The following is a 20,763-nucleotide window of genomic DNA, read 5'->3' on the forward strand; positions in this document are numbered from 1 at the left end:
ACGCTCTGCGAGCGGGGTGCGGCGGCGCGTGTCTGAGGACCGCTCTGTTGTACCGCGCCCAGGCGCACCGCTTCGGCAAATCGCTGTAGTGCGGATAGCGATCCGCACACGCTCTGGTATTCCTCGCGGCCAATCCTGCCGTCAAGGGTGACTGCCATGCCCGAGGCACGGGCCATGTCGATGATGTCCATGTTAGCTACTCCTTTTTCAGGTTCTCTCATCTGCATGACCGCCGCCGCGGCGCGGCTATTCCCGCACTTACCCTGGCATGCGTCATATCAGCTGGCGCGGTTGGATTGGCCGTCCAGCACTAATTTTCTGTCCCGGGAATAAAACCGGCGGCATGCCAGTCTTCCTGATGAACCGAGTCGTGTGGCCCGCCGGATGATCCCGCGGTTTGCCTGCGAATCCTTATCGTGAGGTCAACATGTCGTCACATCATTCATCCGATCCTGAATTCAACCCCGCATTCAGCCCGTCGCGGCGTGGCGCCCTGAAATGTCTCGCTTTCGGCGGCGTAGGCACAGTGTTCGTTCTTGCCGGCGGCATTCTTACGCCGGTGGAACTGGCCCTTGCGGCCGACGCAAAATCATCCGCGACGTCCATGGGCGTGCCGCTTTTCCTGCAGATCAGCGATTCGCACATCGGCTTCAATAAAGAAGCCAACCCGGACGTCGCGGGCACGCTCAAACAGACGATCGACTACGTCAATGCCATGCCGGTCAAGCCCGCGCTGACCATCCACACGGGCGACATCACGCATCTTTCCAAGCCGGCGGAGTTCGATCTCGCGGCGCAGTTGATGTCAGGGCTGAATATCACGGAGCTCCACACCGTGCCCGGCGAACACGACGTGACGGACGGCCCCGGAGCCGAATACTTCAGCCGCTTCGGCAAGGCGTCGGACAACAAAGGCTATTACAGCTTCGACCACAACGGCGTGCACTTCGTCGCACTCGTCAACGTGATGCATTTCAAGCCTAACGGCCTGGGCGGTCTCGGCGACGACCAACTCGCCTGGCTCGAAAATGACCTGAAGGGGCGTTCGTCCAGCACGCCGATCGTCGTCTTTGCCCACATGCCGATGTGGACGATCTACGAACCGTGGGGGTGGGGCACAGGCGATGCCGGTCAGGCCATGAGCTATCTGAAACGCTTCGGCTCGGTGACTGTGCTGAACGGTCATATTCACCAGATCGTGTCCAAGGTCGAAGGCAATATTACTTTCCATACCGCCCGCTCGACAGCCTATCCGCAACCGACCGCCGGCAACGGTCCAGGCCCGGGGCCGCTCACGGTAGCGAGCGATGAACTCCCGAAGATGCTAGGTGTGACGAGCATCAAGATCGTGCGTCATCCGCTCAAGGCGACGCTTGCCGACACGACCCTCGTTTGATTTCAGAATTTTTTATTTCGCAGGAGATCAGTTATGCAAACTAATGTTATTTGTCGTGCGTTTTTCGTGTTGCTCGGGAGTTCGGCGCTGATCGCAGCGTCGGCTGGACTATCCGTTGCGCGAGCAGAAACGCCGAACGCTGTGGCCATCAAGAATTTCATGTTTTCCCCGATGGCAATGACGGTCAAAGCCGGCTCGACGGTGACGTGGAAAAATCTCGACGGCGAGCCGCATACGGTCGTAAACGATGCGGGCATGTTCCGCTCCGCCGCGCTCGATCAGAACGACACGTTCCAGTTCAAGTTCGACAAACCGGGCGTCTACAAGGTGTTTTGCGGCATCCACCCGAATATGAAAGAAACCATTACCGTGCAGTAGGTGACGGGTCGTGTGTGGGGCGTTCCGCGCGCCACTGGGCATGCATGGCGTTTTAAGCGGCCGCTACCGATGAGCACGTTCCAGATAGGCGTGTTTATTGCATGACGCAGAACTGCCGTGCGTGCCCCCTATCGCCACCTCCAATCCCCACGCGGAAGCGGCCTGCAAGCACTCGCGGGCCAGCAAGTGGATACGTGCGGCGTTGAATCTTTTACCTGTCTCATCGACGCAAAGCGGACTCGCAAAGCCAGCGTTTAAAGCGCAGCATTAGCGTGTTGTCGCTAGCCGGCGAGCGGGAAAAATTCTTCCAACAACGCCAGATCGACCCCCGCTGAATCATATGAACAATGTCTGCCGACGGGTCAGACATGTGAGGATTCCGGAGAGTATTGCGATGCTCAACGATACCGAATTTTCAAAATCTGCCGTAGAGAGTCCGGAGGCTGGCTTCGATTCTGGCGCTGAGCCGCCGGCTGCGGCGCCGCCTGTGCGATTCGGACGTCTTGCGCTGTGCGTTGCGACGGCGAGCGCGCTGGCTTTTGGCGTAGTGGGTACGGTCGCTTACGGTGTCTGGTTCAACCACGATCAACAAGCATATGCCGAGGCTATGGCGCGTGCGCGGCAGGCGCTAGGCGCGGCTGCGTCAGCGGCTGCAGGACCGGCGTTGGCAAAATCGATTGCGCCGCCACGACCGGCAACTTTCGCGGAAGCGCCGCGATCGGCAGCGGCAGCGGCGGGCGGTATGCATGCACCCCCAGTTAAACCGCAGGTAACAGCAGTTGCGCCGGCGACCACGGGCACGCAGGCAACAGCAGGCCCACCGGCAGCAGCACAAATGCAGGCAGCACCGGACGGGGAAGAGGGCGGAAAACTGGCTTCCTGGTCCGGTCCGGTCACGCGCCCCCCGGCGCCTACTATGGTTAGCGAAACCGTCGTGGCCGATGCAACACCCGCCTTGGCCGGGTCGTCTGCCCCTGCGGCGGCGCCGTCCAAGCCTGCTCCGCAGCAATCGGCGTCCGGCCGGCCAGGCAAAGACGCGCGCCTCGCGCAGCAGGATCGTCGCGCTACTTCGGCGGCAAATGCCAGGCACAAAGGCAGTCTGCTTGCCCGGATGGGTTCGTTCTTTCGTCGCGTAAGTTACCGCCAGCATGACACCGGAAACCGGCAAGACATCTATTCCCATCCCTGAGCGGACGCGTCCCCCCCGCGCTGCTCGTAGGGGCGCTCTCGCGATTCGCTTCAGGCCGGGCCCGGCTGCGATCGCCGCCGCCGCGCTGGTTTGTCTGCTGATCGGCCTTCTGTACCTTGCGCTGCAAATCCGGACGATCTTTTCCGATCAGTTGAAGCAGGAATACGCGGGGCTCGTTCTCGAAGCGGTCGATCGAGCGGAAGGCGCCCGGAATCTGGTCGGCATCTGGCAGCAACTGCCCGACGCCACGGAAGCCAGAGCCGCTGGGTATCGGCACGCGCGCACCGAACTCGCCCATCGGCTCGCGTCGCTTGCGGCGCTGGTGAACGCGAGTCCGTCGGCGGCGCCGCGTCTGCCGCCAGCTTCGCTAGCGCCGGACGCCGATCTGCGCGACACGGACGCCGTGCTCAGTACCGTGTCGGCCTGGTGGCGGGCGCAGCGCGACGCCGACAGCGCCGATGTGCGCGTGCGGATTGCTCACGTCGCGCGCACGTTGATCGCGTCGGCGGCGTTGCTGTTCTGCATGCTGATCACTGCGCTTGGGATGTATGCCAAACGGAATCGTCTGCTGGCAGGGCGGTCGCACGAATTCGAGTGGGCGGCGCTGCACGACGCGATGACCGGCCTGCCGAACCGGCGCAAGCTGTTTGCCACGCTCGAAGCGGCGGCGACGAAACTGTCCGCGCGCACAGCGCCTTGCGAAATTGCTGTGCTGTATATCGATCTGGATGGATTCAAGCAGGTCAACGATTCGCTTGGTCACCGCGTAGGCGATGAGTTTCTGATCGCGGTTTCGAAACGCTTTCGTGAGTCGGTGCGCAAAGTCGATGTCGTCGCCCGAATCGGCGGCGACGAATTCGCCGTTCTGGTCCGCGAATTTTCGTCGCATGCGGAGCTTGGCGAAATCGCCCGGCGGCTCATCGCCTGCGTGGTTCAGACGGACCTGGCGATGGGGGTCGGGATGGTTCGTGCCAGCATCGGTATCGCCAGTTTTCCGGGTTCTGTTGACGATTACCATCGCCTCGTGGCCGCGGCCGACGAGGCGATGTACCGGGTCAAGCGCAGCGGCAAGAACAGTTATGCGTTCGCCGATCAGGCGATCTGATCTGTGTTTTTGATGATGCCCGCTTTATGGCGTCTGCGTCTTCCCGGTCTCCAGCTTCGCCCTGCGCAGCGATAGTTCATCGATCATCTGGAGGCGCGAGTCGTCGGGCATGTTTTTCCATCCGCGAATCTCCTCACGTGTGCGCAGACAGCCGATGCACAAGCCCGTATCTCCGTCGATTTTGCAGACGTCAATGCAAGGCGAAGGAACGGTCACAATCGAGGCATCGGTTCCGCTGGATTGACCTGGCTTTCTATCGAATGCGCCCGAAGAGGTATGGTCGCGTTCTGCGTCACACGCGGCGCTTTTTAATTCACTCATTTTCGAATCCGATCTACTTGAATTGGCTGTAAGCGACGTCGATCGTTGTTCAAACGCGCTGTCCAGAATATGCCGCGGGAGTATAGCAAGCGGCATGAACAACCATGCGCCCGGGCCGCACATTCACGCGCCGAGCTGTTTCGTGTTAAAAATCGGGGCTTGCCGACGCGGGATGAAAAACGCATCGGTATGACCGAAGTCGTTCCGAAATCATCAGCGGCGGAAGGGTTAATGTCCAGATATTCGTTGATACGCGCCATTGAGCGCGTAAGCCGGCCTGAGTGGATTGCTGTTGTGCTGACGGCGACACTAACGGCCTGCGCGCCGCTGCCACCGGCTGCAAATCAAGCCACAGATCAAACCGCGCATCAAGCCCCCGCAGCGAGCACGGCGCGCGCAGCCGACGGGCCGCTACCCGTTCCGCCGAATCTGATCGCGCTGACGCAGCCGGCTGGCCAGAAGCGCTTGATGGCCACCGCCCACAACCAATCGTACTGGCCGCTGTCGCAGTACTTCGAAACGCAGCGCAACGAAGCCTACTGTTCGGTGGCGACTTCGGTGATGGCGCTCAATGCGTTGGGCATTCGCCGTCCCGAGTCGACGCTGTACCCGGATTTCCCATACTTCTCGCAAGAGGATTTTTTTCGCAGCGTCGATCCGCAGGTGGCCAACGCCGCGCGAGTATCGAAGGAGGGCATGACGCTTGACCAGCTGAGCACGGCCCTAAGCACATTTCCTGTCGAGGTGAGGAAATTCCATGCCGGCGACCTGACGCTCGGTCAGTTTCGCGATCTGATTCGCGACACGACGGGCCACAGCGACCGCTTTGCATTATTGAACTTCAGGCGGGTGGAGATAGGCGAAGCAGGGGGCGGTCACTGGTCGCCACTCGCGGCCTACGACGCGGCGAGCGACAGCGCGCTGCTTCTCGATGTGGCGCGCTACAAGTATCCGGCAGTCTGGGTACCTGTCACGCAACTGTACGCAGGGGCGCAAGCGGTCGACAACGTGAGCGGACTTTCACGCGGCATCGTGATCGTTGGCACGCGAGCGAACTCGAACTAACTGACGTTGTTCACAACCACGCGGTCACGCCAACCGCCGACGAGCGAAAATTAGTTGCACGCGCATCAATCATCCTGGTTGCGCCATTCGGTAAGTCCCTCTCGCACATTCAATTCGATGAACGAGGGCAGAGCTCGGAGTCCGCGGATATAGCGCGCGAGATGTGGCCAGCCGAGTGCGGGGCGCGGCATGTGGCGCGTCCAGCGCATCACCACGACCGCGAGGAAATCGGCTGTGCTGAGCTTGCCGCCGACCAGATAGTCACGTCCGTCGGCGAGATCAGTGTCGAGCCGGTCACAGGCCTCTTCGATGTGCCGCCGTGCGAGCGCCCGGACTGCTTCGGCGCCTGCCGGATCGCCGTCGACGTCCGCGTAAAACCAGTCGCGCATGGAGGGCAGCAGCGTGTTGGCCAGATAGATCGTCAGTTCCAGCCACGCGGCCCGGTCGGCGGAACCCGGCGCGGGCGCGAGGGCGGTTTCAGGATGCCGCTCGGCCAGCAGCATCAGCAACGCGGCTGACTCGTGGCGCGGCGCTCCGTCGACCATTAGTGTGGGAACACGGCCTGCGGGGTTCAGCCGCAGATATTCAGGGTTTCGCTGATTGCCGGCGTCGATGTCGACAAGATCGACGTCGAACTGGATGCCCATTTCTATCAACATCCAGTGAACGGCCATGCTTGCCGCGCCCGGCGAGTAGTAAAGACGATAGCCCATTCATTCGCTCCGCACACTCATTCGATTCGATCGACTTCAATTCGGGCGAAGTCTAGCGCGATTCGTGAAAAAAAGGGCTGGTGCCTAAAGCGACCAGCCCTTCAACCGCTATACAAAAAGATACGAAGAAACCCTCAATGGACCGACGCGTGAGTCTGCTCGACTGACCGAGGCTGCGTCACAGCGCTCACCAGGGCAAAAACAATCACATTCACGGCCAATGCCAGGAAGCCAATATTGATGTCCTTCAGCGCATCAGGTAAAAACGGCATCAGCTGCCCGATACTCAGATGCATGGTCGTCGTCACCGTGACGACCGCGACGCCTGCAAGAATCCCGCAAAACGCGCCGTACTTGGTCGCCCGGTTGTGCGGCAGCAAACTGCAGATCACCGCCGGAAACAGCTGGGTCACGAAGCTGTAGCCCATCAGCAGCAACGCCACGATCGTCTCGCCGCCATGCAGCGTAAAGCCCACCGCCACTAGCGCCACCACCGGCACCAGGAGGCGTGCGAGGTTGGCCACCGTCGCGTCCGACGCATTGCGGCTCACCATACCGCGATACACGTCGTTGGCGAGCAGTGTGGACGCCGATGTCAGGATCATCGAGCCCGGCACCAGCGCTGTCAGAATCCCGGCCGCGCCGATCACGCCGACGAACCATGGGTCGAAAGTCTGCAAGGACAAACGGAACAGCGACAGGTCGATGTCGCCGCCCTTCAGGCCCGGCACCTTCAGCGTCGCCGCAAAGCCCACGAAGAACACGAACAGCAGAATCAACTGGTATAGCGGCAGCACCATCGCATTGCGGCGGAAAATACGCTCGTCCTTCGCCGTAAAAATCGACCCGAACGTATGTGGCCACATGAAGAAGCCCAACGCGGTCAGGAGCACGGTCGACTGGAACCAGGTCACGCTCGAACCCTTCGCCGGGAAGGTCAGGAAGCCCGGGCGCGCGGCGTCGATGGCGTGGAACATCTCGCCGAAGCCGCCGTAGTAGTGCAACGGCAGATAAATGCCGAGGAACAGCACGATCGCCAGAATCAGCAGATCCTTCACCACCGAATTCCACGCGGAGCCGCGCACGCCCGAGACGATCACGTAAGCCGTCACCACCGCGGCGCCGATCCAGATGGCGGCCGTCGACGAAATCGCGCCATACGAGGCAGTCGCCACGATGATGCCGAGTCCCTTGAGTTGCAGCACGAGGTACGGGATCAGCGCGGCCACGCCAACCAGTGCAACGAGGGTGCCGAGCGCCGGGCTGTCGTACTTGCGCGTGAAGAAGTGCGGCTGTGAGACGAGACGGTGATTCTTCGCATAACGCCAGATGGGCGGCAGCATCCAGTACGAGAGGATGTACGCCAGTGTGCCGTAGGCAAGAATGTAGTAGACCGGCGCGCCCTTGCCATAAGCAAAGCCGCTGCCGCCGAGGAAGGTGAAGGTGGTATAGATTTCGCCCGCCATCAGCAGGAACACGAACGCGGTGCCGAAACTGCGGCCACCCACGGTCCACTGTTCGAGACTCATGTCGTGGCCGCGCCGCGCGCGCACGCCAAGGTACAGCGCAAACAGCGTAATGGCCGCAATGATGACGAGTGCGCTCATGATTGGACCTCCTCGGCATCAGCGGCAAGCTGCCGGTTGGTGGGGTCCAGACGGTAGATGATCGCCATAATGATCGAACTCAGCACGACCCACATGACGATCCAGGCCAGCACAAATGGCATGCCGAGCACCAGCGGCTCGACACGATTCACAAACGGGACGCCGAGCAGAATGCCGATGAACGGCAGCGCGGCGAGTACACGAAGCAACATAGGGGCAGCTCCTCGAACCGGTAAGTACGTCTCGTTGAAAGTGCGGCTTCGCTGGGGACTGTATGCCTGATGCTTTGGTTACGTAAAGTAAGTCAAAAAAGTGTAGGCTTTCCGAAAGTTGTGCGCGCACCTTTCGGCGCTCGTCTGCTGCGGTGCAGCGCCGCGCGCCGTGTGTATCGCCCCGTTTTTTGCCAATTTGCGTGCCGCGCCGCGATATCATCTGACCCACGCAACGCGAGCATCAATCTGGACCGCCCGAAGGCGTCCGGCACTTCAACCTGGCGTGGCGCTCCGGTGGGCAGTCAGTCGATCAGCCCGCCCGCGCCGCTGCCCGAAACGGATCGCATATGGTCGAAAGTCTGATCTCGGACATTCTCTTTGGCTTTACCGGGCTGATCAGCATCATCAACCCAATCGGCATGGCGTTCGTCTTTCTCGACCGGACAGCATCGCTTACTACGGAGGACCGCACGGCGCTCGCCAAGAAAATCGCCTTCAACGTCATGTGCGTGTTGCTTGTTGCCTTCTTTGTCGGCACCCCGATTCTCCATTTCTTCGGCATCTCCATGGAGGCATTGCGCATCGGCGGGGGCCTCGCGGTCGCCGTCGGCGGCTGGCAGATGCTCAACGCGCCCGACACGCAACCGGCCGAGCAGCCGGCGGTCAAGCGCGTGGACGCGGATAACGCCATGTCGAAAGCGTTCTTCCCACTCACCATTCCACTCACCACCGGGCCAGGTTCGATCGCCACCGCGGTCGCGCTGACCGCGAACCGCACGCATAAGCTTTCGGCGTTCGTGCTGTCGAGCATCGCCTCGGTGGTGATCTCGCTTCTGGTGGCGGCCACCGTGTATCTGATCTACAGCCGGGCGGTGGTGTTCGCCAAGTATCTCGGCGCGGACGGCACCAAGGTCGCGATGCGCGTCTCGTCGTTCCTGCTACTGTGCATTGGCGTGCAGATTATCCTGACCGGTTTTTCGGAGTTCCTGATACCGATTGCACAGTTGCAACCCGTGGTCAAATAGCGGTCGGCGGCACGCGAGCCTGGTCGAGGCTGTGCGAGGTTCGTCAGATATCTCGTCGCATTTCGTCGCAACCGGAGGGGAACTCATGTGCCGCTGGCTCGCTTATACCGGTAACGCGCTGCAACTCGAAACGGTGCTGTTCAACGCCAAACACTCCCTGATCGACCAGAGCCTGCATTCGCGGCTCGGCCAGACCACCACCAACGGCGACGGGTTCGGCATCGGCTGGTACGGTCATCCCACCGACATCCCGTTTCGCTATCGCTGCATCCAGCCCGCGTGGAGCGACCGCAATCTGCGCGAGGCCGCGCGGGCGATCCGCGCGCCGCTGTTCGTCGCGCACATCCGGGCGGCCACCGGAACGCCGTCGCAGGAAACCAACTGTCATCCGTTCCGTTACGGGCGGTGGCTCTTCATGCATAACGGGCTGGTGCGTAACTTTCCACTGGTACGCCGCGATCTGATGCTGGCGATCGATCCCGGGTTGTTCCCTTCAATCGAAGGTTCGACGGATTCCGAGGTGCTGTTTTTTCTCGCGCTGACCTTCGGTCTCGAACTCGCGCCGGTTACCGCGCTCGAGCGGATGGTGGGTTTTGTCGAGGATATCGGGCGCAAACACGGTGTCGATGAGCCGCTGAACATGACCCTATGCGCCACCGACGGCGAGCAGATCGTCGCAGTTCGCTATTCGAGCGAAGCGCAGTCGCGCTCGCTCTTCCATAGCACCTCGTTCCGGCATCTGCACGATCTGTATCCGGACGACCCGCGCATCGCGACAGCGGGCGAAGACGCCTTCCTGGTCTTGTCGGAGCCGCTGTCGGATTTGCCGGGCTGGTGGGAGGAGATTCCGGAGAGCACAGCCGTGGTCGCGCGGGGCGGGGAGATCGATCAGTATCCGTTCAAGCCGCAACTGGCGTAGGCGCGTTAGCGCGTCAGCAGCATCGAACTCAACACCGAGAAGACCGTCGACGGCAATTCGGCAAGGCGGCTCACCACCACGTTGTGCGGATAGAAGTCCTCGACCGCATCGGTCAGCACGCCGATCCCCAGTAGTTCGATGCCGCGCTTCTGGATCGCCGCGACGCGTTCGCGCAGATCGTGGCGCAATACCTGTGGATCGCCGTCGCCGGTCGACGGATAGCCGTCGGAGAACACGATCAGGATGCGCCGCCCGGCTTGATGATCCGCGAGCCGCGTCGCGGCCCAGGCGAGCGCTTCGCCATCCGGATTCTCGTGGCCGCAATCGATCGTGGCGATCCCGCTGGGATCGATCGCGCCAAAGCGTTTGTAGACTTTCAGATCGAGTCGCTCGACAAAGCGGTTATAACGCTGCAAATCCGCGCCGGCCGCGAGTTGCCGCTCATACAGTTGCTTCATCGGCGCGGACTCGAGCGAGCAATAACCGAGCACTTCGCAGTCGAACGACAACTGTGTCAGCGCATCGCACAGCGCGGTCGCGCACAGGCGCGCGAGCTCGATCTTGCGCCCGGCCATCGAACCGCTGCGATCGATCAGCAAGCTCACGGCGACGTCGCGCCCTTTGGCTGCCCGCTGCGTGCGAAACGGCGTGCGGTAACCGGGCGAGGTCGCCAGTTTGGCCAGCGCGGTGCGGTCGATCTCGCCGCGTTCCTGTTCGCGGCGCCAACGGGTGCGTTCGTCGGCGCTCAGCGCACGTTCCAGTTTCTCCTTGAGCGGCGCGGTGTCCGCTCGGGCCTGCGCGCGAAGCTCGCGCCATGTCGCGCTGTCGCCTTGACCGGTGACGTCGGTGACCTCGTCGAATTCGGTGGCGAGCGGAATCGACAGCCGCGCGCGAGTGGTGTCTGATGCAGTACCGCCTTGCCCTTCGGAACGTGCCGACGGCTGCTGTGCATCGGCTAGCGATTGGCCCATGCCCACCGCTTTTTCCGCTTGCGCGCCACCGCTTTTATCGGACGGCGGTGAGGCCGCGTTGTCCTGGTCGGGCAGCGCCGTGTCGTCATCGTTGAGTGGCGCTGAAGAAGACGCGGCGGTTTCCGTGTCGATGTCTTCAACCGGATCCGCGGTGAACACCATGCTGTTGACATCGCCCGCCGACAAAGCCCGCACGCGCGCCACCAGGGCCTGCGCTGCCGCGATGCTTTGCGCGGTCGAACGGCTTCTGCGCGATTCGTCCAGCAGATCCTGTGTGGCGTGCAGCGCGGCCAGCAGGGAATGGCTCGCTTCGGTTCGAGTCGGCTGTTCGTCCCACAGCGCGCGCTCCACCAGCCAGACCAACCGGTCACGCCAATGCAGCTTCGGCCAGTGCTGCCGCGCCTGCTCGGCGGCATGCACACGCAGTTTGCCGATGAACCAGCGCGCGCCCGGATACTCGTCGAGCAGTTGAGCGCAAACGCGGCGGTCCTCGATCACTTGCGCGAGATTCGCCGCTACGCCCGGCGGCAGCACGTCCATCTGCGCGAGCGACGAATGTTTGGCGCGTGCCACCAGCAGATCCAGATAGCCGATCAGCACGTCGCGCTCGACGCCGTTGCTCAACTCGTAGTCGGGAATCACGATGCGGCCGGGTTCCACACGCGGCCCATCCGGACTGAAGGCGACCGTCACGCCGTATTGCCCGGTCAGCACGCGCGCCACTTTGCTGAGCGTCGATTCAAACGCGAAGCCTCGCGTGTCGCGCATTGCGTGCATGGCGTTCATGGTGCGTGTCGTCGTCAGCGTGTTGTGGTCACTTAGCGTCAGGCGGCCGGCGCAATGTGATGGCGAATGATGCCGCGAATGAGCGCCGCGTCTTCGGGACTGACCTTCGCATAGATCGCCGGACCGGCGGCGCGTTCGGGGTCGCCGGTGCGCAGCATCAGCTCGGCCCAGTCGAGCAGGCGCCGTGTGGAGAATGCGCTCGACAGGTCTTCGCGGGCGAACGCCGCGCGGCAGTCGGCGGCAATCGCGGCGAGGGTGGTGGCGAGCGCGCGTGTCATATGCGGCGCGAGGGTGCGCATCAGCACATCGGCTTCTTCGGCAGGCGTCAGATAGTCCAGCATATAGACGCGCCAGCGGTCGAGAAAGGCCTCGTTCATCAGATTCGCGCCCTGATACAGATGACGGAACTGGCTCATCGCGCCGACCGCATTGGCCGTAGCGAACAGCCGGAACGCAGGATGCGGCGCGACGATCTCGTTGCCTTTTTCTTTCAGCACGAGGCGGCCGTGCGGTTCGAGCACGGCGGTGAGGGCGGCGAGAATCGACGGTTCGGCGAAATCGATTTCATCGACGATCAGCCAAAGGCCCTCGCGCATCGCCGTGGGCAGCACGCCGTCCACCCAGATCGTCTCGCCGCCCTTGACCGTCCAGAAACCGACAAAATCGCCAACGGTGGTTTGCCCGTTCATGTTAGAGCGCAACACGCCGTGATGCGAGCGCGCGGCGACCTGTTCGATCAGGCTGGTCTTGCCGGCGCCGGTGTGGCCGATCAGCATGACGCGCCGGTTCTCCACGATATCTTCAACGATGTCGTTAAAGCGCTCGGAAAACAGATAGGCCGGATTGACGCGCGGCACGAGCGGATTGTCGACGCCGCAGGGCACGTCGACACGACCGATGCGCACCGTTTCGCCCGCGCCCTCTACGTGTGAATGGCGCTTCGCCGCCGAGGCCAGCGCCGCGACGCGCTGCAACTCCGGCATGAAGGCCACCCGTTCTGCCGCGCCCGCTTCGTCCGCGGCATCGGGCGTATCGATCGCAAAGCCTTCGCGGCGCCACTTCTTCAGCTTCGCGCGCAGGTTTTCCCCATCGACCACCAGATCCATATCGACCGATCCGGTGCCGTTGCCGACATCGACGCCATGCTCGAGCCGATAGTTTTCCGGGCGGTCCGCCACGCTGACGCGCCACCATTCCGAGCCGTTCTCCGTTGCACGTTGGTAAAGGCCAAGGTTTTCGTCTTCGGTCAGTTCAGGCACGTTCATGGCGAGTGGCAAAGGATGAATGGGCAAACGATCAGTGCGTTTCTATTTGGCTGATGCCGAATGACCGACTATCTTATCGTGAGTACCTTTCGATCTCACCGATGGGGACTTCTTTTGAGGCACGCCCATTCCACTGCGGAATTTCAAAGCCGGGCGCGCAGTCCGCAAAAGTTTATTGCGTCAAACGGATAGGCCAGCAAGCACCGATCACCTATAGTTCGTGCGCGAAACGTGTAGTTTTACAACATTCTATTCTCGACAGAAGAAACTCACGGCAAAACAATGATGAGACTACATACAAAATTAGTGGCCGCCCTGGCGGTGATCAGTCCGCTGGCATATGGTCAAACCAGCGTGTCGCTATATGGCCGTCTCGACGGCGGCGTGGAATACCTGAATCACATCAATAATGGCGCGGGCGGCAGTTCGACCCGTTGGAGTGCTGAAGGCGGCGATTGGGGCACCAGCATGCTGGGCCTCAAAGGCAATGAAGATCTGGGTGGCGGGCTGAATGCGATCTTCAACCTCGAAACCGGTCTGCAAATCATGAACGGCACCACCGGTGGCGGACGGTTGTGGTCACGGCGTGCCTTCGTCGGCCTGAAGAGCGACCAGTGGGGCACGCTGCAGGCCGGGCGCAATCTGTTTATCGATAGCGACGGCGTGTGGGAATTCGACCCGTTCGTGCAGCAGGCGTTTTCGTCGGCATCGCTCGTGCGCGGACGCAACTGGCAGCAGACCAGCAACAACGTCGAGTATCACAGCCCGGTGTTCTGGGGTTTCGACGTGCAGGCGCAATACGCCTTCGGCAATCAGGCGGGCGCGTTCAACAGCGGTGCATCAGGCGAGTTTGGCCGCTCCGACGGCATCATGCTGACGTATCACTCGCCGCTCTTCGACGTGCGTGGCATCTACGACGAACTGCGTGACAGCAACGGCCGCTTCACCAACATCTTCCAGGCTTCGCGAGAATATTTCGCCGGTGCAAATGTGCATTTCGACGCGTGGAAGATCCAGGGCGCGTATACGCATTACTCGGCGCCGGATTCACCGGTGGGCGTGGCCGACAGTGCCGATCACTACTGGCTCGGCGCGACGTACAACATCCAGTCGCGCTGGGCGGTGACGGCGGGCGGCTATTACATCAAGGTCGGCGACGGCGGCAGCGATGCCGCGCACGATCCGTCCGGCCACGCGATGATGTACGTGCTCGGCACCACCTACAACCTCTCGAAGCGGACCTTCGTGTACGGCACGGTTGGCTACGTGCATAACGGCAGCAACTCGAATTTTTCGCTTGAAGCGTCGCCGCGCGATGCCACCAATAACACGAGTCCACTCGCCGGCGAATCGCAAACCGGCGCGTATGTCGGGATGCTGCATCAGTTTTAATCTGGCTTTAGCGGCACCTTCGTAACAGCCGTCCATACGACGGCCGCCCAACCCGTTGCGGCGACAACGACCGCATGTCTATTTGCCCAGGCGCACTGGAACCGAGTTCATCGGATATCCAGTGCGCGCAGTTTTACTCCCCCTCCCAATTTCGCGCTTAGCCAATCCGTTTCGGGTGGAACAGGTATTGCTGAACGCCGGTACGCAGCTTGCTGCCATTGGAATTGACGCACCAGCCCAACGGTGCAGGGATAAGGGATATAAACATGGCGCGACATAAGGCCGACGTTGTGGACGACGACTTCGAGATTTACGCCAGCTATCACGGAACAGGCGACGGCCGTTACATAGGTGGATTGAAGGTCGTCAGAAAAGCCGACAGGCGGATTCTGTTTCCATTCGATGGCGCACCGGAGATTGGCCCGTACGCGACCGCCGACGAGGCGCGCCGTGCGGCGATCGACTACGGCCGCGAGATCGTGGCCGCCGACCGCGCGGCCCCCGAGAAGTAACGCGCCAGGTAAAATCGCAAGCTTTTTGAAAGAACGATCTCCAATCTCGGCACAACGCTGCACAGGATGTAACGCGCCGTGCAGATTTACGCACATCGGCGCATCATCGATGAGCCTTGTGGTCCTCAAGCGTTCTTCCACGTTCTTCCAGACGAACACCGGTCGCCGACCACGCCGTTTCAATACGCGTCCCGGCGATGTCTCCAACCGCCGAACAAGGAGTGTCCCCATGCAAAACGATCCCGCCCTCGATCAGTTGTGCATCAACACGATTCGCACGCTATCGATGGACGCTGTGCAAAAGGCCAATTCCGGTCACCCCGGCACGCCAATGGCTTTGGCGCCGGTCGCCTACCATCTGTGGCAAAACCACCTTGTTTATGATCCGGACGAGCCGCTGTGGGCGAATCGCGACCGCTTCGTGCTTTCGGTCGGGCACGCGTCGATGCTGTTGTACTCGCTGCTGCATCTGGCGAACGTCAAGGCGGTGGACCACGACGGCAAGCCGACTGGTTCGCCCGCCGTCTCGCTCGACGACATCGAACATTTCCGCCAGCTCGACAGCAAGACGCCTGGCCACCCCGAATATCGTATGACCACTGGCGTGGAGACGACCACCGGTCCGCTCGGCCAGGGGCTGGGCAATAGCGTCGGCATGGCGATGGCGGCACGCTGGCACGAAAGCCACTTCAACAAGCCCGATGCGCCGCTGTTCGATTACCGCGTCTACGCGTTATGCGGCGACGGCGACATGATGGAAGGCATCTCGCACGAAGCGGCGTCGCTCGCAGGGCATCTGAAGCTCTCGAATCTGATCTGGATCTACGACAGCAACCGCGTCACCATTGAGGGCCACACCGACCTCGCTTATAGCGACGACGTGGAGAGCCGTTTCCGTGGCTACAACTGGCACACGCTGCATGTGAACGATGCCAACGACGCCGCGGCGCTCGAAGCCGCATTTGTCGAAGCGAAAAGCATCACCGACAGGCCGACGCTGATCGTGGTCCATAGCATCATCGGCTGGGGCGCACCGCACAAGCAGGACACGTCCGCAGCGCATGGCGAGGCGCTTGGTGTCGAAGAAGTGGCGCTGACCAAGAAGTTCTATGGCTGGCCTGAAGACAAGTTCTTCTACGTGCCGGACGGCGTGCATGAACGCTTCGCACAGGGTATCGGCGCGCGCGGCAAGGCGGCGCGCGAGGCATGGCAGGCGAAGTACGACGCGTACAACAAGCAATACCCGGAACTGGCACGCGAATTCGCGCAGATGGAAGCGCACGAATTGCCGGAGGGCTGGGACAGCGACATCCCCACGTTCGATGCCGATCCGAAGGGCATCGCCTCGCGCGACTCCTCAGGCAAGGTACTCAACGCAATTGCCGCTCGCGTGCCCTGGATGATCGGCGGTGCGGCCGATCTCGCGCCGTCCACCAAGACGAATCTGAAATTCGAAGGCGCGGGCAGTTTCGAATCCGACAACTATGGCGGGTGCAACCTGCACTTCGGGATTCGCGAGCACGGCATGGGCGCAGCCGTGAACGGGCTCGCGTTGTCGAACATGCGGCCGTTCGGTTCGACCTTCCTGATTTTCAGCGACTACATGAAGCCGCCGATTCGTCTTTCCGCAATCATGGAGGTGCCGTCGATCTACGTGTTCACGCACGATTCGATCGGCGTCGGCGAGGATGGTCCGACCCATCAGCCGATTGAGCAGTTGGCTTCGTTGCGTGGTGTGCCGGGACTGACCGTGCTGCGTCCGGGCGATGCGAATGAGGTCGCCGAAGCGTGGCGCGTGGCGATGTCGCATCCGCGGCGGCCGTCGTGCATCGTCGTGTCGCGTCAGGCGTTGCCGACCCTGGACCGCACGCGCTATGCGTCGGCGAAAGGTGTGCAGAAGGGCGCTTATGTGCTCGCCGATGCGCCTGACGGGCAGAAGCCTGAAGTGATTCTGCTCGCTACAGGTAGCGAATTGTCGCTATGTGCCGACGTCTACGAGAAGCTCAAGAGTGAGGGGATCGCGGCGCGGGTGGTGTCGATGCCGTCGTGGGACCTCTTCGAGCTACAGGACGAGGCTTATCAGGACGCTGTGCTGCCGCCCGATGTGGATGCGCGCGTAGCCGTCGAGCAGGCGGGAACGCTGGGTTGGGACCGCTATGTCGGTCGGCTCGGCGCGCAGGTGGTGATGCATACGTTCGGCGCGTCCGCGCCGCTCGCCGATCTGAAGAAGAAGTTCGGCTTCACGCCCGACCATGTGTATGACGCGGCGAAGCAGCAGATTGCGCGGGTGAAGGGGAAGAGCGGCAAGGCGTAGGGTGCGTCTACAGACGGTCGTTCACGCCGTTGTCACGGCTGGGCGACCGTCTGCGCTGCAGCAGTCCCAGTCCTGCCGGCAGTGCCGTCAAGCGTGCTGCGATAGCTGCGCGATTGCATTTCGGCGAGCCTGCTGAGCGTTCTCGACAGATCGTGCGCGCCTTCGAGTCCACTCAACGCCGCCTCGATCGGCCGATCGGACGCGATGAACAGCGCGCATTTGCGGTCGTAGAAGATATCGACAAGCCATATGAGCCGTTGCAGCGTATGCGTTTGGGCAAGCCACTCAGTGTGCACCTGGTCGAGAATCAGGCCGTGCCAATGCTCCGCGAGGTCCAGGTAATCCAGGTGAGAACGGCTCGCCACGCACAGGTTTTCGAAGTCCGCCCATAGCAAAGCGGCACCCGCGGCGCATGCGGCGAGCGGTCGGCCTGCCGCGCTGACGGTGGCAGGCTCCAGCGTCTCATTGCCTTCATAGCGCTCGAAAATCTGCAGGAGTGCGTCGCTGGTTGCCGCGTCAAGCGGCGCAAAAAAATGCGACAGCGCGGCTTCTTCGCCGCCGAAACGGTAATCGCGTGCGCCGTCGAAGTGAATCACCGCGAAGCAGCGTTTGATCTGTTCGATCGTCGGCAGAAAGCGCTCGTGAAACTCCGGGTCGGACAGCAGCGCGTCCGGCGCGTAGTTCGAGGTCAGCACAACGCGCGTACCCAAACCGATCGCGGTATCGAGAAACCGGCCCATCAGGAACGCGTCGGCAATATCGTGCACGTGAAATTCGTCGAAGCACAGCAGCTCCACGCCGTCGAGCCATTGTCGCGAGACCGACCCCAGCCGGTCGTCGCCGCGCGGCTCATTCACCAGGCGCCGGTTCATCTCGCGCAGAAATTCGTGGAAATGCAGGCGCCGCTTCCGGCAGCTTGCCAGCTCGAATACCGTATCGACCACCAGGCTTTTGCCGCGACCGGGCAAGCCGTGGCAATAGACGCCCTGATGCGCCGGCGTGATACCGGACTTGGCGCGGCGCGCGGCTGATCCGCTTGTTCCGTTCGCGCCCAGCAACGTGACGAGCGCCGCGATGGCATCGCGTTGGGTGGCATCGGGAACGATGTCGTGCGCGGCGAGGGCACTGATTACCTGATCATCGAGCATAGGCTGAAGTTTTCGTCCGTTAGCGGTTCAATACGCGCTGTAATTCCCGCGGATCGACAGGCTTGGTGAAATGATGGTCGAAGCCCGCTTCTTCAGCCGTCTGTTTGTCTTGCTGCTGACCCCAGCCGGTAACGGCGATCAGCAGAATGCCGGCGTCATGATGCTCGTGGCGAATGCGCCGCGCCAATTCATAGCCGTTCAGGCGCGGCAAGCCGATATCGAGAATCACTGCCTGCGGCGCGAATTCGCCGATCAGTTCCAGCCCGGCGATGCCGTCGCCGGCTGTGCGAACCTCGTGGCCTTCGAGTTCGAGCACCATGGCGAGACTATCGGCGGCGTCCGCATTGTCGTCGACGATCACCACGCGCAAACCCGCCGTGCGTGGCATCTCGACCGGCGCATTCTCCGACTGCTGCGGGGTCGCTTTCGATACGGGCAGACGGATCACGAACTCGCTGCCGCTGCCTGGACCGTGGCTGAATGCGGCGACCGTGCCGCCGTGCAGTTCGGCGAGGCCGCGCACCAGCGCGAGACCGATACCGAGACCGCCTTGCGAGCGCTCCAGCGCCGGGGCGAGTTGCGAGAACATTTCGAACACGCTGTCCAGATGCTCGCGCGGAATGCCGATGCCGGAATCACGTACGACGATCACAGCTTCATCGCCTTCGCGCTCCGCGGCGAGCGAGATGCTGCCGCCGGGCGGCGTGTACTTGGCCGCGTTGTTCAGCAGGTTCAGGATCATCTGCGACAGGCGTGTGGGATCGGCGTCGAGATAGAGCGGTTCGCGCGGCAACGTCACACTCAGATGGTGCGCCGACGCCTGCACGGTGGGCCGCGCGGCTTCCATGGCGGATTGCATCGCACGCGCGAGTTCGAGCCGCTGCTTGCGCAATTCGAGCTTGCCCTGCGTGATGCGCGACACTTCCAGCAGGTCGTCGACCAGATGCGTCATGTGTTGCAATTGCCGGTCGAACACGTCGCGAGACCAGCTCAATTGCGGGTCGGCGAATTCCTTCAGACGTAGGATTTCGAGTACGTTGCGCATCGGCGCGAGCGGATTGCGCAGCTCATGGGCGAGCGTGGCGAGAAATTCGTCCTTGCGGCGATCGGCTTTTGAGAGCTCCAGATTCAGACGCTGCAATTGCTGCTCGGCACGTCTGCGCCCGGTGATGTCGCGACTCACGCTGACTGCGCCATAGATGTCACCGCGCGCGTTTGCCAGCGGTTTGACCACCGTTTCGCACACGCCACGCGAGCCGTCGCGTCGCACGAAGGTCAGTTCGCTGCGCCACGTGCCGTCTGCAGCGAGGCCGGCGAACGCTTCTCGCCGGATGCGTAGCGCATCTTCCGGCGGATGGAACATCGAGATCGGCTTGCCGAGAATCTCGCGCATGCGATAACCCAGCATGCGTTCTCCGCCGACGTTGAAGTCGGTGATGTTCCCCCTGAGGTCGGTGATCACGATCGCGTCGCTCAGATGCTCGAAAATCGCCGCCTGGCGCAGCAGCACGGTCTGTGCTTCCTTGCGCTCGGTGACGTCGATACCGAGACCATAGATCATCAGCGGCTCGCCGTGGGTGTTATAAGTGGCACGGCCGCGGCCTTCCATCCAGCACCAGTCGCCGCTTGCATGCAGGAAGCGGAATTCGGCGACGTAGTCGTCACCGCTTTTCACCGCATGATCGACTGCCTCGTTGAGCGCAATCAGGTCGCCAGGATGAATCAGCTCGAAAAAACCGCCCGGTATTTTCGCAAACCGTCCCTCGGCGTAGCCCGCCAGCGCTTCGAGCTCGCGGCTCCACCAGAACTCGTCCGACTTCGGCTCGTGCGACCACGCACCCATACGCGCACCGCGCATGGCAAGGCTCAGCACATCACGGCTTTCCCGCAGCTCTTTCTGCGCGAGTTGATGTGCGGCGACGGACGCTTCCGCATTGCGGCGCGCGAGCAGCAATTCCTGCTCGTACTTGTGGCGATCCGCGACGATCAGCACCGCCACTTCGACATAGCTGACTTCGCCATGACGACGGCGTACGGCATTGAGCAGCATCGGCACCACGTGGCCGTCGCGATGCATCATGTTCAGTTTGACCTCGGCCACCGAGCCTTGCATCTGCAGAAGCGGCGCCCAGTGCGTCTGGTAGAACACTTTGCCGCCGGTGGTCAGAAGGTCCTGAATGCGCTTCGTGGTGGCGAGTTCAACCGCCTGATAGCCGAGCCAACCGCAGAAGGTCGCGTTCACGCGCAGGATGCAGCCATCGGCGTCGGTCACGAGCAGGCCGCAGGCGGCGTGCTCGAACAATACATCGGCAGACGGCAGCGGACGGTCCGTGCTTTGCATTGTCTTACAGACTCATCGGCTCAAGGAAGGCGCGCATGGCCGCTGCGCTCGCGCTGGGAGAAAGCCGTGCGCCAGCACCATGGTCCGTTGGCCGGCACCGGAAA

Annotated in this window: 17 protein-coding genes; 9 read left to right on the top strand and 8 right to left on the bottom strand. The window is 62.1% G+C overall.

From position 1 onward, the window contains the following. The first annotated feature begins 427 nt into the window (after positions 1 to 427). The 3 genes from PQQ86_RS28775 to PQQ86_RS28785 all read left to right on the top strand — a co-directional run bounded on the left by PQQ86_RS28775 (position 428) and on the right by PQQ86_RS28785 (position 4,068). Positions 428 to 1,396 carry a metallophosphoesterase family protein gene (locus tag PQQ86_RS28775; protein ID WP_408274725.1) on the top strand — a complete coding sequence of 323 codons (969 nt, stop codon included), beginning with the start codon at positions 428 to 430 and terminating at the stop codon, positions 1,394 to 1,396. Positions 1,397 to 1,429: 33 nt separating this feature from the next. Then, positions 1,430 to 1,774 (top strand): cupredoxin domain-containing protein, encoded by a 345-nt coding sequence (locus PQQ86_RS28780; protein ID WP_408274728.1) that lies wholly within the window; start codon positions 1,430 to 1,432, stop codon positions 1,772 to 1,774. A 1,148-nt stretch (positions 1,775 to 2,922) separates the two neighbouring features. Further along, positions 2,923 to 4,068 (top strand): diguanylate cyclase, encoded by a 1,146-nt coding sequence (locus PQQ86_RS28785; RefSeq protein WP_408274730.1) that lies wholly within the window; start codon positions 2,923 to 2,925, stop codon positions 4,066 to 4,068. A 24-nt stretch (positions 4,069 to 4,092) separates the two neighbouring features. On the opposite strand, the gene PQQ86_RS28790 is transcribed toward PQQ86_RS28785, so the two are convergent. Next, positions 4,093 to 4,512, bottom strand: a complete 420-nt coding sequence (locus PQQ86_RS28790) for a DUF1289 domain-containing protein (RefSeq protein WP_408274733.1) — start codon at positions 4,510 to 4,512, stop codon at positions 4,093 to 4,095. 108 nt (positions 4,513 to 4,620) lie between these two features. Here PQQ86_RS28790 and PQQ86_RS28795 point away from each other — a divergent pair, with 108 nt between their 5' ends. Then, the gene (locus PQQ86_RS28795; RefSeq protein WP_408274735.1) at positions 4,621 to 5,454 is read left to right on the top strand and encodes a phytochelatin synthase family protein; all 834 of its coding nucleotides are present in this window, start codon (positions 4,621 to 4,623) and stop codon (positions 5,452 to 5,454) included. 65 nt (positions 5,455 to 5,519) lie between these two features. Here the strand turns inward: PQQ86_RS28795 and PQQ86_RS28800 are convergent, their stop codons facing one another. From PQQ86_RS28800 to PQQ86_RS28810, 3 genes are all read right to left on the bottom strand, one after another. Then, a complete protein-coding gene (locus PQQ86_RS28800; protein WP_408274738.1) occupies positions 5,520 to 6,167 on the bottom strand; it encodes a glutathione S-transferase family protein in 648 nt (215 codons plus the stop codon). A gap of 134 nt (positions 6,168 to 6,301) precedes the next feature. Beyond that, positions 6,302 to 7,774 (bottom strand): sodium:solute symporter family protein, encoded by a 1,473-nt coding sequence (locus PQQ86_RS28805; protein ID WP_408274741.1) that lies wholly within the window; start codon positions 7,772 to 7,774, stop codon positions 6,302 to 6,304. Then, entirely contained in the window at positions 7,771 to 7,986 is a 216-nt protein-coding gene (locus PQQ86_RS28810) for a DUF3311 domain-containing protein (RefSeq protein ID WP_408274744.1), read from the bottom strand. The genes PQQ86_RS28805 and PQQ86_RS28810 overlap by 4 nt, the downstream gene beginning before the upstream one ends. A 347-nt stretch (positions 7,987 to 8,333) precedes the next feature. Here PQQ86_RS28810 and PQQ86_RS28815 point away from each other — a divergent pair, with 347 nt between their 5' ends. Next, positions 8,334 to 9,011 carry a MarC family protein gene (locus PQQ86_RS28815; RefSeq protein WP_408274747.1) on the top strand — a complete coding sequence of 226 codons (678 nt, stop codon included), beginning with the start codon at positions 8,334 to 8,336 and terminating at the stop codon, positions 9,009 to 9,011. 85 nt (positions 9,012 to 9,096) lie between these two features. After that, on the top strand, positions 9,097 to 9,930 hold the full coding sequence (locus PQQ86_RS28820; RefSeq protein WP_408274749.1) for a class II glutamine amidotransferase: 834 nt from the start codon (positions 9,097 to 9,099) through the stop codon (positions 9,928 to 9,930). Positions 9,931 to 9,935: 5 nt separating this feature from the next. Here the strand turns inward: PQQ86_RS28820 and PQQ86_RS28825 are convergent, their stop codons facing one another. Together PQQ86_RS28825 and PQQ86_RS28830 are read right to left on the bottom strand one after the other, a co-directional pair. Next, positions 9,936 to 11,687, bottom strand: a complete 1,752-nt coding sequence (locus PQQ86_RS28825; RefSeq protein WP_408274752.1) for a cobaltochelatase CobT-related protein — start codon at positions 11,685 to 11,687, stop codon at positions 9,936 to 9,938. A gap of 38 nt (positions 11,688 to 11,725) precedes the next feature. Then, positions 11,726 to 12,952: an AAA family ATPase gene (locus PQQ86_RS28830; protein WP_408274754.1), complete on the bottom strand. Its 1,227-nt coding sequence runs from the start codon at positions 12,950 to 12,952 to the stop codon at positions 11,726 to 11,728. Between the two features lie 285 nt (positions 12,953 to 13,237). On the opposite strand from PQQ86_RS28830, the gene PQQ86_RS28835 reads away from it, so the two are divergent. The 3 genes from PQQ86_RS28835 to tkt all read left to right on the top strand — a co-directional run bounded on the left by PQQ86_RS28835 (position 13,238) and on the right by tkt (position 17,170). Beyond that, positions 13,238 to 14,344, top strand: coding sequence for a porin (locus PQQ86_RS28835; RefSeq protein ID WP_408279386.1), 1,107 nt, complete (start codon positions 13,238 to 13,240; stop codon positions 14,342 to 14,344). Between the two features lie 266 nt (positions 14,345 to 14,610). Then, complete coding sequence (locus PQQ86_RS28840; RefSeq protein WP_093644253.1) at positions 14,611 to 14,856, top strand: DUF6723 family protein; 246 nt, start codon at positions 14,611 to 14,613, stop codon at positions 14,854 to 14,856. Between the two features lie 229 nt (positions 14,857 to 15,085). Then, positions 15,086 to 17,170, top strand: coding sequence for a transketolase (tkt, locus tag PQQ86_RS28845; RefSeq protein WP_408274760.1), 2,085 nt, complete (start codon positions 15,086 to 15,088; stop codon positions 17,168 to 17,170). Between the two features lie 32 nt (positions 17,171 to 17,202). On the opposite strand, the gene zapE is transcribed toward tkt, so the two are convergent. Both zapE and PQQ86_RS28855 read right to left on the bottom strand, forming a co-directional pair. Continuing rightward, positions 17,203 to 18,318: a cell division protein ZapE gene (gene zapE / locus PQQ86_RS28850; protein WP_408274763.1), complete on the bottom strand. Its 1,116-nt coding sequence runs from the start codon at positions 18,316 to 18,318 to the stop codon at positions 17,203 to 17,205. A 19-nt stretch (positions 18,319 to 18,337) separates the two neighbouring features. Beyond that, positions 18,338 to 20,659: a hybrid sensor histidine kinase/response regulator gene (locus PQQ86_RS28855; RefSeq protein WP_408274765.1), complete on the bottom strand. Its 2,322-nt coding sequence runs from the start codon at positions 20,657 to 20,659 to the stop codon at positions 18,338 to 18,340. Positions 20,660 to 20,763: the final 104 nt, after the last annotated feature.

The sequence above is a fragment of the Paraburkholderia sediminicola genome, from assembly GCF_046026675.1.
Classification (GTDB): domain Bacteria; phylum Pseudomonadota; class Gammaproteobacteria; order Burkholderiales; family Burkholderiaceae; genus Paraburkholderia; species Paraburkholderia sediminicola_F.